Origin of the sequence: Plectonema cf. radiosum LEGE 06105, from assembly GCF_015207665.1 — a bacterium.
Taxonomy (GTDB): Bacteria; Cyanobacteriota; Cyanobacteriia; order Cyanobacteriales; family Nostocaceae; genus Rivularia; species Rivularia radiosa_A.
This window is the reverse complement of record NZ_JADEWL010000013.1, coordinates 20,534-34,829: the sequence shown is the minus strand read 5'-3', so window position 1 is coordinate 34,829 and position 14,296 is coordinate 20,534. Positions and strand designations below refer to the sequence as shown.

Sequence of the window (14,296 nt, the reverse complement as noted above, 5' to 3'; positions counted from 1 at the left end):
CTATAAGTGTATATGAATGTCTAGTTAATTGTCAACTAAGCCTAACCTCAACAAAGAATAATAATTAATCATGCGGACTTGATATTATAGATAATTCTCAAAAGTGTGTTCAAATTTAACTTGATTTGGGAAGTATAAAAATAAGCAAGTTCTTCTAAACATCCCAAATTAATGGATAAAAACAATCGCTCAGATCGAAAAGACGATAAGCACGCTCAATTTACTGCTCGTTTTGGTTGCGGATTCATATTTGGTATTTTCTTGGCAATTGCGTTAGGATTAGCAGCGGATGCGCCAACAGTTACTGCTTTATTAGGGATAATATTTATATCGGCAGTGGTATGTGGTTTATTATCAGCAGCTTTCGGCGAGCAATTTTGGTATTGGCTGCTTTTTTGGTTATAACATTAGCATAAAAAATGTCTTTAGAACCTTGTAAAGTTTGTGGTGTTCTCAATAGTAGTGAAGAGGAAATTTGTTTAAGCTGCGGTTATCCGACAAAAGGACGTAAACGACCTATAATATTTAAAATTACTGCGATTATTGTGGTTTTAGCCTTGCTTTTACCTTTAATAATTACCTTATTTAATTTAATTAAACCGCAGCAAAAACCTCAACCATCAACTACTACAAAAACATCTCTAACTCTATTTATAATTTTTCCAAATCTTTAACTTCAAAAGTTTGGGTTCCCACGGTGACTTTATCCCCAGTTACTAACTGTCTACCTCGACGAGTTTCTAAGACACCGTTAACCTTGACATTACCTTCCACGATAATGTGTTTGGCTTGTCCCCCACTTTGCGCTACACCCAATAATTTCAAAAATTGATCAAGTTTTATCATAATTAATTATCATTCATTGATGATTTATTACCAATTACCCATCACTAACCACGGATTAAAAAGGATTACACTGATTGATTTCACGGATTTAATTACCAATTACCAATCACTAACCACGGATTAAAAAGGATTACACTGATTTCACGGATTTAATTACCAATTACCAATTACCAATTACCCATTCCCATCCTATTTTTTAATTAAAATACCGCATTAATATCAATTCTAATTTTACAATACCAATTGGTTTACTCACAAAATCATTTGCACCAGCTTGAATATATCTATCCCTTACATCATCATCCGGACTCGGTGTCATAACGACTACAAGTTTATCTTCTAAATCTGAAGTTTGTCGTAAGGAAGTAAGTAAATCCCAACCGCTAGAATCTCCTAGCTGGATATCTAATAGAATTAGATTAGGTTGGTAAATTCTGACTTTATCTAGAAAATCATTTCCATCTACCATCCACTCAACTTGATAGCCAATTGTTTGCAGATAATCTTGTAATAATGTGCCAGTATGTGTGTCGTCTTCTATCAATAAAATACGTTTATTTACTAAAGTATCTGTGGAAGATATTAAATTATTAATATTGTTGATTTTTGCTTCCCATTTTTCTATTTCATTTTCTGCTTGAAATTCGTTGTCGGGAAGAAATAAAGTAAACCGACTACCTTTCCCAAAAGTTGATTCTACGGTTACATCTCCACCATGTAAACGGGCTAATTTGCGCGTTAAAGCTAAACCTAAACCAGTACCTTCATACTGACGATTTAACCGAGAATCAAGTTGTTTAAAAGGTTCAAATAAATATTGAAATTGATGTGGTTTAATGCCAATACCAGTATCACATACTCGAAATGCAATTTTTTGAGGCATTTTCATGACTTGTAATGAAACTGAACCAACAGAAGTAAATTTAATTGCATTGGTGAGTAGATTTAAGAGCATTTGTTTAATTCTTCTTTGATCAGCAATGCAAGTTTCTACTTGTTTATCAATGGAAAAATTTAATTGTAATCCTTTTTCTTCTGCACGTTCACGTACTGTTGAAATCACATAATTACACAAATCTTCTACTCGCAAAGGAAATAACGATAATTCTTCTTTTCCTGCTTCTATTTTTGATAAATCAAGAATATCGTTAATTAATTCCAATAAATGTAAACCACTGCTGTATATACAGTCTATATATTCTTTTTGTTTGTCATTTATAGAACCAACAATCTCTTGTTGAAGTAATTGCGATAAACCCATAATTGCATTGAGAGGAGTTCGCAATTCATGGCTCATAGTTGCTAAAAATTCACTTTTCGCTCTACTGGCAACTTCTGCGGCTTCTTTACTTTTCCGTAGTTCTAATTCAGTTTCTTTACGTTCGCTGATATTTTCAATAATGGCAAGAAAAAACTTAGGTTTCCCATTATTATACACAATCAAAGAAATACTTAAATGAGTCCAAACTGTACCACCATCTTTGTGCAAAAGCCGTCTTTCAATTTCCAAACGCTCAATTTTACTCCCTATCAATTTTTTGTACAGTTCTAAATCACCCTTTTCAAAACAAATATAATTTGTAAAATTTTTGTGCTTCAGTTCGTGAAAATTATATCTTAGTATTTTGCACAGCGCTGGATTGATATCAACAATTCTTCCTTTGATATCTACTAAGCAAATACCCATAGAAGAACGTTCAAAAATTGCCCTAAACTGGGCTTCACTTTGTTTTAATGCTTTTTCTGCGGCTTTACGCTCGCTTGCTTCTATTGCTAATGTTAAAAAATCTGCGATCGCGATTGCAAAACGTTCTTCTTCCAAAGTCCATTGATGAGATGAAAATGTATCGTTATCAAAGTATGCATGACATACTATACCTACCACGGAACCCCCAAGCCAAATCGGTACGTTTAATACAGATGTGACACCAAATACGGGAAGGTAAAATTTTGATAGTTCTTGAGTGACAATAAATTTTGAACTATCATTCACAGAATTAATATTTGTTTCTAAAGCCGTAAAATAGTTGGGATAATCTTCTTTTTTTAAAACAATTGATTGTGAATGTCTGCTGATTTTACGATTATATAAATCAACACTTTCTAATTGGGAATGGTCTTGATTATACAACCAAACACCAACTTGTTCAACATCCAAAATTTTGGCTGCTGCTTGAGTAATTTCCCGTACAGAGTCAATTAAATTTCCTTTGATAAAAGCTTTACTGTTAGCCAGTTCTACCAAGGTTTGACTTTGTTGTCGCAACAGATTTTCTCTTGCGTGCAAAGCTGTTTTTACTCGATGGCATTCTGTAATATCTCTAATCACTGCTACCCGTATATTTTGAGAACTTTGAGAAATTATTTTCGCTTCAATTTCCACCATAAATATAGAACCATCTTTTTTGATTATATTAACTCGATAAGGTTTTTCATAACCCGAAATAATATTTTTTCTAATTAATTCTTGGGATTCTGGTGTAACTAATTCAAACCCATTTCTACCAATTAGTTCCTCAATTTCATAACCAGTCATTTGCGCTAAAGCATGATTCACGTCTAAAATCGTTCCTCGATTGTGTAACATAATTCCTTCAGAAGTTGCCTCGAACAGAAAACGCCATCTTGCTTCGCTATTGTGTTTATTTTGCTCGGATATCTTACATTCCCGAATATCACAATTAAAACGCTTTCGTCTCTCAATCGCAGATATCAAAGTCCATTGTAAATCCTTAGTGATATTCTTTTTGAATATAATATCATCTACACCCAACTCGATTGCTCTTGTCATCACTGCTTCATCTTCATTTTCACTGATTACCACAATTGCTCCATTAGGTAACAGATTACGAATTGAGGAAATAATTTCAAAATCTTCAATATTACTCAATCGTAAATTTAATATAACAGCATCCATTGATTGAGCGGAGCTAATCGATTTAGCTTCAGATAATTTAGCCAAAGTCACCTGATGTTGTAACAGCATTGGCTGTAACCATTCATTATCGTTTTGATTCGTTTCTAACAGCAGAATACTATAACTATTTAATGCCATGCTCGTCCCCAATAGAGCAATTATTTAAAAACGTGACGCAACTAAATTATCATTAGTGTCTCATAAAATCCTATGAGTATGAAAACAATATTTGAGATTAGTGTATTTACATAGACATAACCCAAACGGCAAGAAGTAAGGTTTTATTATACAAGAAACAGTATCATTTTCAGGTCAAAGATGAAAAGTCAAAAGCTGAAAATATATATTAATTATTCAAACCTTGATTATTTATCTATTTACTATTTAGTTATATAATTCTTACGTAATCCTGACTAATGATAAAAGTCCCCACCCAATTGACCAAAATAATTTTGAGTTAAAAGATGCTATTGGTTCTCCATTAATAATTCAACCATTCAATACCGAACGCGAAGAACGAGATTGGATTGCTCAACAAGTAGCTAATGATATCAGCCAAGGATTTGACCCCTGGGACATCATGATTACTGCACTTGGCGGAGATTATGAGAATTCCATGAGTTATTTCCCCATTATTCGCATTCCTCAAGACATTAAGCAAGTGCAGTCAGCACTACCACCTGTAGTTATCTTTTCAGAAAAACCACCATCGCAACCTGGAGATGAACCGCAACGGTGGGATTTTACACTTATTGCTGTAGAAACTGCCATAGCTGCTATTACTGTTCCTATTATTTCTCAAGCAACTTCTATATCGGGCTGGTTATTATTACCTTTTGCTATTGCTGCGATCGCCCTTCAAGCATGGCTACAATTTAATAGTTATCCCAAACGTTTAGAGGAACACAGACATCAAATTAAAGATTACGATAGAAGATTTTTAAAATACGAAGAAAGAAAAAATAGACATGAAGAAGAACAAAGAATAGCCCGAACTCCAGAACGGATTGCACAATGGCAATACGAACAAATATTAAAAATACTTGCATTTACTATTTCACATGATGGCGATCGCAGTACGGCACCGGAGGCTAATGCTGAAGGAAGATTTAGAACTTATCTTCAACAATATTTTTCTGATAAAATTCACGTTAAATTAACAATTAATATTCCTAACTACGAACATCCTTATTCCCCAGACTTTGCTTACATTGACCGAACGATAAATCTTTACATTGATATTGAAATAGATGAACCTTATGCTTACAACACTGAGGAACCTACTCACTATACAGGAGCTTGGAAAGATAATAATCGCAACAAATTTTTCAACGATAAAGGTTGGATTGTAATTCGATTTAGTGAGCGGCAAGTTATTTGTTATCCCCACAATTGCTGCAAAACTGTAGCTCAAATAGTTGCCCAAATTACTGGGGACAGTTCAGTTCTAAATCAGTTTACTGATATTCCAGATTTACAGCAGCAGCGGCAGTGGACGGAAGCTGAAGCTATACAGATGGCGCAAAGAAAAGAACGAGATAATTATCAATGTGAGAATAATAGTTTAAACGAACTTCCTCGAAGCGCGGTTAATTTTGCCACACCTGTTGATAAAGTCAGTGTTGTTAGTTCAGAAGATATTCTTATTAGTTCTTTTTTTTACTGTTAAATTTTGCTTTTTTAATGCACGGCACATCGTACTTGTACTTACCCAAATATTGTAAGTTGCAGCCCAATATTCGCAATATTCTAATAAAGTTTTGTCTGGGTACTGTTCAACCATTAAAGCTAGTTGAACATCATATCCATCCAATTCACCTTTAACTGCCCAACCTTGTTTTCTCGGCTTAACATGACCTTCATTTTTTTTCATCAAAAGTAGTTTTTGAACAAAACTTTTGGTCACACCAAAATTATAAGCTACTTTTCTAATTGAGGTATTACCATGTTCATAAGCTTGTACTATTTTTTCTCGTAAGTCTACAGAGTAAGCTTTCATTTCACCCATTGATGCACTATAATCACTGTACCTCATTTACCTGCAATCTGCTGTAAATAACGATTCAAATCTTTATTGGTTGCCATAAAAATTTGAATAATGGCACAAAGCACAACCATAATCAAACTGGGAGCAACGCGATTTTGTGAAAAACAGTGCGATACACCTTCGGTGTCGGTGTCGGCTTCGGCTTCGCCTATCGCCACACCTATACTTAAATATTAAATTTTAAAAACTACATCTACCCTATGCATAAATACAGAAATAAGGCAGGATTCCCTATGATGAAGGGTTTTATGGCTCAAAACTCTCTACTCACAGGGTGCTTAGCAAGCCCGGTATAAAATATATGCAACTTTAGATTTAAACAAATTTCTGGAGGAATTTAAAGATAATCTTACGAAAATTTTAGAATTGACTGATGTTGAAAATTGGAATGGAGTAAAAATAAAAAATAAAAAAGAAGAAATAAAGAACATTGCTCTAATTTTAGCAGGACAATGTATAGCGATTCTATTTTCACTTTATACGTGTTTTTGCTTATCTTTATGTATTATTTCATTGAAAATTACTGAAATCATTTGTTGGCGATTGCAATCCTACTGGCTGCTTTCAAAAAATCGCGTTGCTCCCCTTCGATAGTATCTCCTTCAAAACAACCAAAAATGGTTTCTACTTCAGGTTCGTACAGAGATTTTTCTGGGTGTTCTCTGTGTCTCCGTAATATTGAATCTGTTCAACTCCAAAATTTTAGTCATTGATTCCGATAGAAATGTATATATCAGTATATATTTGCATGGTACTATTTATCCAAATCGTGTGGACTATGTACTATGGCGTTTTTATTTGAAATGTAAACAGTAGTACATTGGCGCAGCGTGCCATCCGGTGGAGCGTCTTGCTTGCTAGATGGCTCTGGTTGATTGACGACTGTTTAATCTGAGTAACAATAATTCAAATATGATACAAGTTAGTTTATCGACCTCAACAACCTTTGATGGCGATTTCAATGCTTTGGTTGAAAATCAACGCACAGCACTCACAGTTCGTTTTGACCTTGATGAACCTACACCTGCGGGTGGACTGAAAGTTTATGTTGATAGCGAGGTCGAACAAATTGTTAATCGCTTAGATTTAGCCGGATTTGGATTTCGTCCAATCACAGAAAATATTGATCCATCCTCAATTGATACCAACTCTGATGGTTCTGGCTTTTTTCTAACGGTTGATGAAGGGGCAATGATGGGGAGCTTTACAATTAATGTACTCGACAACCTCGAACCGGATAGATTTTTGCCAGAAATCCTTGATGGCTTAGTCGAATCCGAGTTTTCACTGATTACTCCAGATGGGGTGGCTTCTGAAGATGTAGAGTTTGTGGGTGAACTTGGTGACTACACCATTGACCCATCGCCGGATGCGGCATCTTCTATGGTGTTATTTGCCGACGATGAAAGTCAGATATCCATCTTTCCTCAACTCAATCCGGGTTATGATGAAGCGGTGAGTGGAGATATTTCTAACGACCCCACCAACCCGTTAGAACTGCCCTTATCGGCAGGAATCACCCCTCTATCGGTGACTACAGGCGACAGAGATCAGGAATACGTTACCATCACTATTCCCGAAGGTTTGCAACTCGACACTTTGGTTTTGGAATCCTTTTCTGAGAGTAATGTTGCTTTTATCGGAGTGCAGGAAGGAGATATCTTTACCGAACCTCTAAATGATTCTGCGGTTCGAGGAAACATCTTAGGCTACGCTTTGTTTGGCGAACCTCGACAGGTAGAAACAGATATCCTCGATAACATTGCACGGGGATGGGGGGCGATTGGTTTCGAGGGTGCATTACCCAGTGGAGTCTACACGTTTGCACTCCAACAAATCGGAATCTCTAGTGACTACACCTTAGCTTTTAATGTTTCTGAATCCCCAGTAGAATCAATACTTGTCGGTTAGGGGGAAATAAGAACCTATCCCACTAATCACAAAACGTGATAAGCTATTTTTGAATTGAGATGGGTGTATCGCTTTATGGCTGGGCGTTTTGAAGGATTAAGTGATTTAGAATGGAAGCTGTTTGAAGATATATTTCCTCCAGAACCAGAAAAACGTGGTAAGGGAATGCCTCATGCACCGTATCGTCATGTATTAAATAGCCTGTTATATCTTTTAATGACTGGGTGCCGATGGTGTGATCTACCGTCTGGAGGTGTATGGGCATCAAAAAGCGCTTCTCACAGGTGGTTGAAGCGATGGTATTCGGATGGGAATGCATGAACATTTAAAAGCAAGGATACTGGCGATACACCCGGAGGGTGTCGGCTTCGCCTATCGCCGACGAAAGGGGGCTTATAAATTGGGACTTTGGAGCCATAGACGGCTCTTTTTCCCCGCTCGATGGGCGGAGGTGAAGAAATTGCTTATGGCGGTAAAGGTAAGGGAGTCTTAATTCATACCTTCACAGAAGGTAATGGTATGCCCTTGGCTAACTCCACGACACCAGCTAACGGGACTAATGCTAGAGAAGCTGTCATGAAGTGCCATGCTTTACTTATAAGTTCCATGTGAATTTTAGAGTCGGAACTTTACCCAATTGACCTTCAAACTGCGCCTAAAATTCTTGAAATATAACTCCAATTTGATAAAAAGTTCCGACTCAAATACTTCTAGGAACTGTGTTAAGTTTTAATGCTTTATTCAATTAACAAGCTGAAAGTCTTTCATGGTAAAACTTTCAGATGCGTTGGCACTATATGACCGCTTCTTTAGCGTTACGCTAAAAAGGAGCGATCGCCGCACTATGTCTTATCGGACACACTACGAAGACCGTGAACGCCGTCAGAATGCGATCGCGCACTATGTCCGTAGGCGAAGCCGCCCTGAAAGGGCTAGGAATCAGCGTCAATCCGGAGGCTTATCGCACGCACCAGCCTTTAAAAGCAGCAACCGTTGCCAGTGCTGCCTTAAAGAACAAATATTTAATTACTACTAATCGATCAATTCCAGTACAGACGGGAACCACCGCAACTGCTGAATTGTTTTGTTATTACCAGTTGCTTTTTATAAAACAATTCGAGCGTGAGGTTCACCCAATTCTGTTGGCAACCAAGCTGGTTCTTTGTTTGGATTCTCATATTGCAAGCCCAACTCTTTGAGTCGCTGGTTCATCTTTCTAGCGCTCAGCTTTATGCCAGTGCGATCGCCGTCGGTGCAGCTTCGCTGATCGCAATATAGTTCGCTCAATTTAGTAACCGTAAGTAAGCGATTTTCGATAGGCAGTGGTAAGAGTTTCTTTGCCTCTTCCATCGTCCCTGCAAGCTCAGGGTGATGCTTACCAATTTCATTTGCAACCACACCAGCAATTAGATTGGGATGGATGTTAGCAATTGATAGAACTGCTTGTGTTGCTTCTTTAATTTTCTGTAGGGCTGGTATTGAAGGTGCAATCTTAGTAATTACCTTGGCACGGACAATTTTTTCGCACTCTAAAAAGTAGCGGCGAATTAACTTCCCTTGCTCTGTATCTGCCATCATTCCAAAGGATTTTAAACATTCTACTGTCAGTTTAATTTCTTCGTAAATTGTAGAACCACCGCCACGATTACCTTCTACACGTTTAACCATTTGGTTGAGCGTGTAATCCAATCCGGATTCAAAATTCCTAACTAGTTTTTGTTTAGCTTTTTGTTTCGTTGCATATCCCAACCAAACCCAAGCTTCATCGAAATCAATCGGAAACTGTTCATCCGAATTATATAGAGTCATTGGTGACATACTCCTACACTGACTGATTACAGAGAGCGTGTAGGCTTCTCACCAAATCCAGCTATTGCTTCGGATACTCGATGAGCTTTAAGAACCGGATGCCCCACGGCTCTATTTTTTATTACGATAGCTGCATTATGATCTCGATCTAGGCTGCAACCACACAGACAAGAATGCCATCTTTCATGCAACTTTTTTGGAACTTTCGCCCCACAACTAGAACAATCTTGTGACGTACCTGATGGATTCACTACAATTACCAATAACCCAGCATTTTCGGCTTTGGTGCTTAGAATTGATTGTTGCTTGACCATCCAGCATCATGCACAGACTTAGCTAGCATAGAACGAGAAAGACCTTTGACGTTTAAATCTTCGTGAACTACAACATCATATTTTTTCAGTAGATTGTTGGCAGTTTTAAAGTGAAAGTCTTTGCGCTTATCAACTACTTTTTTGTGCTGCTTGGCGACTTGCTTAATAGCTTTTTTGCGTCGATTACTTGCTTTTTTACGGCGTGAGATACGTTTTTGAATGACCCGCAATCGCTTCTGAGATTTACGGTAATGCTGAGGAATATCGAAGTTCGCGCTAACCAACCAAAGTAAAAATAATATTACAACTTTTAAAAGATAGTTACTTTTTCTTGAATATTATTTTGCTGACAAAAACGCACGCTAAAATTCCTAATGCTAAGTTTGGCTCAGAAATGGTAGTGTTTGCACGAGCAGTAGTAATTGTTAACCTTGGTCCTTTGTCAGAGAATGTGCCACGGTCTAATGTTATACCTCCAATAGTTTGGGCGCGAACGCCAAACCCTGCAAAATCATTTTGGTTGCTAACTATATTTTGAATAAATGAAGTTACATCAAAGCTGATAAATTCCTCTACATATTCTGGCGAAATACTAGCAGTATCTAAAATAGTTCCAGCCTGAAAATCAGTTGCATCAGGTTGTCCATTACCTATATATCCACGCACTGCCAAACTAGAAGGTCTTTGACCAATAGCTCCTAACCCAACTGTTTCATTTGGTAGGACTGTTATTTGAAAAATTGCTTTAGTAATTGATTCTTCGCTTGGAACATCCAATCCACTTATATCAAATTCAGCATTCTCGCTGTTCTCGCCAAAAGTACCAAGTACTACAGTATCAAAATTATCAGGAAAAATTGCATCTGTGTCCCCTTGACCATCAAACGAACCGCCAAAAAATCCATCTCCAACTTCAAATGTAATGTTCGGATTTAGGCTAAAATCAGCAGCCTTAGCTTTAGCAGATGGTAATAAAGTCGAACATAAGCATATTGTTGTTGCCAGAAAAAATTTCATCATATTAATAAAAATATAAATTGTTACTAAGTTTACTCAACAATAGCACGTAGATAAATCAATAAAATTTGTACAAAAGATGGTATCACCTTAATATTTCACCTTTCCCAAACGGTTGCCGCCCACCGCGTCCAGTTCTCTTTGTTGAAGGACAATAGACTCCGCTTTGCCTTAACTGCGATAAGCCGGAGGCTTGACGCTAAAGCGTATCGCATTATTAGTCTAGGTGAAAGAAGTTAAATCGACAGCAGTTTTACATCGTCGGCGCAATAAAATAGCTCCAATTATACCTATCCCAGTTAATGCAACAGCATTGTTTGATTCTGGAACTTTTCGAGTTAAAGGTACTTCAATTGTGCCATTTGCTTTTGAATTCGCAATGGTGGGGACATTAGGGTCTAAACTTATTTGATAAGCTTCTTGCAATATCACTGTACCAGTAGCATTTTCAAATAAACCTTCACCGCCGGTAATAGTAAAAGTATTTTCGGCAATACCTGTAAGATTCGTAAAGTCAATTGTTCCAATAGCGTTATTAGTGCCGAATAACTTATTATTACCATCCCCAAATAATGTAACCGAGCCTGATGGCAAGTTATCTAAGCCAAAGTTTGCTGGATTAGTGTTAAATCGAAAATTACCCGTAGCTAGGTCAATTTGGGAGTAGGTCAGACCACTAACTTTGGTCAAACCATAAGGTGCGTCAGTACTAACTCCAGAAATTGTCGTTGCTGATACATCTTGAGTAACAGGTTCAGAGCTAGATGAAACATTATAAGTTGCCTCAAATGGGTAAGTAGTTTGTGCTTTTGCGCTTTCCATACTCGACCCAAAGCCAACTAAAGCAAATATCCCCGGAATCAACCACGAAGTATATGAACGCAGCATAATTACTATATTTATAGTAGAAATTACTGAAGATATAATACAACAATTATTGTACAAACATAATAAAGTTGGAAACTGGAAACGACTGAAAGCCATGATTTGTTGTTCTATGCTGCACAGCTTTTTATAATAAAGTTGGTTTCCCCAGATGCCCAATAGTTCTCTATCTAACATTTGCGATCGTAATAAAGTTGGAAACTGTTACATAAAGATACATACTATTACTTGAAGTTAGCTAAAAATTCTAAAGCAGTATCCATTGCTTGAAGAAAAAATGGTTCTTCTATAATTTTTGAACTCGCTAAACCTGCTCGACGTAAGAGTTGATAGCGAGGCGGGCAAATCATCTGAAGTTGAAAACTGCGAACTGCCCATCTTAGACGACGAATCGCAAAATCCTTATAACTTTCAATCGAAACCGATATAACTTTTGAAGTTAAAGGTAGTTTGTCACGCATCTTTTTATTGAAGAGGTCTGGACGGTTAATAGCAGCACAGATTGCTTTTATTGTTATTCTTTGTGGACGACCAGGAGCATTTCTAATCAAAGTTACTCCACTTTTAACAGAAGAACTTAGCTCTTGGTCGCGTTTTGACCAATCTACTAAGGTTCTAGCTCCTCCTTTATTTCGATGTGGTAGATGAGCTTCAAACCATTCATAATCCCGTTTATAAAGCCAGCTATAAACAGAACTAAATTTTTGTTTTAGAAGCGTCTGTGTCGCTTGTGGATATTTTTCTCTAATAGAGAGCCAAAAAGTACGTAAATGTTCTCGTTTTTCTTGAAACGTTTGTTTATTTTTTGTAGATAAATGTAAATCATGATTAGTAAGTTTTGATTGATGTCGCGGTCCAGTACGAGGAAACTCTAGACCGAGTTTGATCGCACGTCCTTTAATAGTCCTACCAGTAACACCAAGTCTGCGCCCAATTTCACACAAACTTAGGGATGAATCTGCCCAAAAAGTTCTTAAGGCTGTTTCCCATGATTGACTGTCGGGAATACAGCGAGAGTAAGAAAATCTATCATTAATTGACTTGTCAGGAGGAGTTCGAGAATAACTAAAGCCACAAGCACAACGAAACTTACCGACGGGTTTTTTAGTTTCGTTTACCCGAGCCATACTATACTTATGAATTGTTAATTGTCTAAAATGCTCACTGGTTGGGTCAAGACAAGGCCAAGGACCATCACCAAATGGTTTAAGAGTACTTTTTGAATAATCGTTTTGGAAAAAAGATTCTGCTGTTAATCCTAAAAACTGAATCACTAAAAGATGATGAATGGGATGGCTAGCAGCATTTTTATCTAAATTGCGTAGCAAATTAATTAACCAATTAGTATTTTTATTTTTATCAATTGCACATGATAATTTATTTAATAAATCATCAGAATAATAATTTAAAAAATTTTGTACTAATGCTGTAATTTTGATAGTTTTATTCCAATTAGCGAATTGGTTATCAAGCAAATTTATCATATACTTATCGCGCAATAAATTATACCCCGGCACTAATCTATATTGATTTAGTAACCAAGATGCATCCGCCGCGATTTGCATTTCTTGTTTATGGTTATTATTAGATAAGTCGATACAAGAGTATGGGAATTTTTTAATAGCTTCAGATGCTGGGATAAAAAGTGCCGGTTGATGCCTATTTCTTACTTGTACGTGACTATTTTCTAAAAAAAGTTGATGTTTTGGACATACAAATACTCCTGGAATTTGATGGAGACGATGCCAGTACAACTCACCTACATTTTCCAAGTCCTCACTAGCACATTTTGGACAAAATCTTAACCATTCCGGAGACTCAATTCCACCGTGGTAAAGGCTTAAACAACTATAGACTGGAAAGTCATTTAAACCACTCATACTATCAACTAAACGTTTAACTCGAAATTCATTTAAAAATGGACTATAAAATCGCAGCATAGTGTGGTTATTAATAAGCTGCTCAACTGTATATTTATGCCCAGGTGGTAAAACAGTTAGGAGATGATTGAGGTAACATGGTAGTTCCATTATTGCTGTAGCGCATTTGCTACCAAATAATTCAGACGCGACACTTTTAACTTGTCGGTATTGCACGCGACTACTGTATCTTGCACAAATACTGTAAAGTAATTCATCTGGATAGGGGTCAGGAAAAAAACCAATCATTTGTCTTTTCGTAAATTAATAAATTCGGTAGCTGGTCGGATATAACCCATAGCTTTAAGTTGTTCATAAGCAGTAAATTTATTGTGCGATTTATAATTATTGACTGCTAATAATCCATCTTGATTTGGCTTTTTTCTCGTATTTTTAATTGGTTTATGTTGCTCTTTTTTCAAATCTAATTTTTGCTCTTCACAATTTTCTACTCTTGTTAAATCGGAGGAGTCTAAAGTTTTTTTGAGAGCAGGTGAAGAGCTAAGTTTACCAGACACTTTTATATTATTAGTAGTTGATTTTATTACCGATGTAATATCAGTTGGGTAAACATCGTCAATATTATACAGAGCTTTAACATTGCCTGTTCTTAATGCATCTAAAATTGGTT

The 14,296-nt window shown here is 36.7% G+C and carries 18 protein-coding genes; 7 read left to right on the top strand and 11 right to left on the bottom strand.

Annotation, left to right across the window (positions count from 1 at the left end):
* Window positions 1–171 precede the first annotated feature (171 nt).
* Both IQ247_RS06380 and IQ247_RS06375 read left to right on the top strand, forming a co-directional pair.
* Window positions 172–405 (top strand): hypothetical protein, encoded by a 234-nt coding sequence (locus IQ247_RS06380; protein WP_193918160.1) that lies wholly within the window; start codon window positions 172–174, stop codon window positions 403–405.
* A gap of 14 nt (window positions 406–419) precedes the next feature.
* Complete coding sequence (locus IQ247_RS06375; protein WP_193918158.1) at window positions 420–674, top strand: hypothetical protein; 255 nt, start codon at window positions 420–422, stop codon at window positions 672–674.
* Here IQ247_RS06375 and IQ247_RS06370 read toward each other — a convergent pair.
* Complete coding sequence (locus IQ247_RS06370) at window positions 652–846, bottom strand: RNA-binding S4 domain-containing protein (protein ID WP_193918156.1); 195 nt, start codon at window positions 844–846, stop codon at window positions 652–654. The genes IQ247_RS06375 and IQ247_RS06370 overlap by 23 nt on opposite strands.
* A 196-nt stretch (window positions 847–1,042) precedes the next feature.
* The gene (locus tag IQ247_RS06365; RefSeq protein WP_228059527.1) at window positions 1,043–3,901 is read right to left on the bottom strand and encodes a PAS domain S-box protein; all 2,859 of its coding nucleotides are present in this window, start codon (window positions 3,899–3,901) and stop codon (window positions 1,043–1,045) included.
* A gap of 442 nt (window positions 3,902–4,343) precedes the next feature.
* On the opposite strand from IQ247_RS06365, the gene IQ247_RS06360 reads away from it, so the two are divergent.
* The gene (locus tag IQ247_RS06360; protein ID WP_193918153.1) at window positions 4,344–5,432 is read left to right on the top strand and encodes a putative endonuclease domain-containing protein; all 1,089 of its coding nucleotides are present in this window, start codon (window positions 4,344–4,346) and stop codon (window positions 5,430–5,432) included.
* On the opposite strand, the gene IQ247_RS06355 is transcribed toward IQ247_RS06360, so the two are convergent.
* Both IQ247_RS06355 and IQ247_RS06350 read right to left on the bottom strand, forming a co-directional pair.
* Window positions 5,394–5,798 (bottom strand): helix-turn-helix domain-containing protein, encoded by a 405-nt coding sequence (locus IQ247_RS06355; protein WP_193918151.1) that lies wholly within the window; start codon window positions 5,796–5,798, stop codon window positions 5,394–5,396. The two genes, IQ247_RS06360 and IQ247_RS06355, sit on opposite strands and share 39 nt — an antisense overlap.
* A complete protein-coding gene (locus IQ247_RS06350) occupies window positions 5,795–5,968 on the bottom strand; it encodes a hypothetical protein (protein ID WP_193918149.1) in 174 nt (57 codons plus the stop codon). Before IQ247_RS06350 ends, IQ247_RS06355 begins: the two co-directional genes overlap by 4 nt.
* Before the next feature lie 754 nt (window positions 5,969–6,722).
* Between IQ247_RS06350 and IQ247_RS06345 the strand changes: the two genes are divergently transcribed.
* The 4 genes from IQ247_RS06345 to IQ247_RS06330 all read left to right on the top strand — a co-directional run bounded on the left by IQ247_RS06345 (window position 6,723) and on the right by IQ247_RS06330 (window position 8,757).
* The gene (locus IQ247_RS06345; protein ID WP_193918147.1) at window positions 6,723–7,721 is read left to right on the top strand and encodes a hypothetical protein; all 999 of its coding nucleotides are present in this window, start codon (window positions 6,723–6,725) and stop codon (window positions 7,719–7,721) included.
* 75 nt (window positions 7,722–7,796) lie between these two features.
* A complete protein-coding gene (locus tag IQ247_RS06340; protein ID WP_193918145.1) occupies window positions 7,797–8,042 on the top strand; it encodes a transposase in 246 nt (81 codons plus the stop codon).
* A gap of 120 nt (window positions 8,043–8,162) precedes the next feature.
* On the top strand, window positions 8,163–8,333 hold the full coding sequence (locus IQ247_RS06335; protein ID WP_193918143.1) for a hypothetical protein: 171 nt from the start codon (window positions 8,163–8,165) through the stop codon (window positions 8,331–8,333).
* 232 nt (window positions 8,334–8,565) lie between these two features.
* Window positions 8,566–8,757: a hypothetical protein gene (locus tag IQ247_RS06330; protein ID WP_193918141.1), complete on the top strand. Its 192-nt coding sequence runs from the start codon at window positions 8,566–8,568 to the stop codon at window positions 8,755–8,757.
* Window positions 8,758–8,825: 68 nt separating this feature from the next.
* Here IQ247_RS06330 and IQ247_RS06325 read toward each other — a convergent pair whose 3' ends face one another.
* The 7 genes from IQ247_RS06325 to IQ247_RS06300 form a co-directional block, all read right to left on the bottom strand.
* Window positions 8,826–9,530, bottom strand: coding sequence for a hypothetical protein (locus tag IQ247_RS06325; RefSeq protein ID WP_193918139.1), 705 nt, complete (start codon window positions 9,528–9,530; stop codon window positions 8,826–8,828).
* A gap of 26 nt (window positions 9,531–9,556) precedes the next feature.
* Window positions 9,557–9,844, bottom strand: a complete 288-nt coding sequence (locus tag IQ247_RS33750) for a zinc ribbon domain-containing protein (protein ID WP_445974520.1) — start codon at window positions 9,842–9,844, stop codon at window positions 9,557–9,559.
* A complete protein-coding gene (locus tag IQ247_RS33745) occupies window positions 9,820–10,128 on the bottom strand; it encodes a transposase (protein WP_445974519.1) in 309 nt (102 codons plus the stop codon). Before IQ247_RS33745 ends, IQ247_RS33750 begins: the two co-directional genes overlap by 25 nt.
* Before the next feature lie 37 nt (window positions 10,129–10,165).
* Complete coding sequence (locus IQ247_RS06315; protein WP_193918137.1) at window positions 10,166–10,864, bottom strand: PEP-CTERM sorting domain-containing protein; 699 nt, start codon at window positions 10,862–10,864, stop codon at window positions 10,166–10,168.
* A gap of 219 nt (window positions 10,865–11,083) precedes the next feature.
* Window positions 11,084–11,749 carry a hypothetical protein gene (locus tag IQ247_RS06310; RefSeq protein ID WP_193918135.1) on the bottom strand — a complete coding sequence of 222 codons (666 nt, stop codon included), beginning with the start codon at window positions 11,747–11,749 and terminating at the stop codon, window positions 11,084–11,086.
* Window positions 11,750–11,970: 221 nt separating this feature from the next.
* Complete coding sequence (locus tag IQ247_RS06305; protein ID WP_193918133.1) at window positions 11,971–13,914, bottom strand: TnsD family Tn7-like transposition protein; 1,944 nt, start codon at window positions 13,912–13,914, stop codon at window positions 11,971–11,973.
* On the bottom strand, window positions 13,911–14,183 hold the full coding sequence (locus IQ247_RS06300; protein WP_193918131.1) for a hypothetical protein: 273 nt from the start codon (window positions 14,181–14,183) through the stop codon (window positions 13,911–13,913). Before IQ247_RS06300 ends, IQ247_RS06305 begins: the two co-directional genes overlap by 4 nt.
* Between the last annotated feature and the right edge of the window lie 113 nt (window positions 14,184–14,296).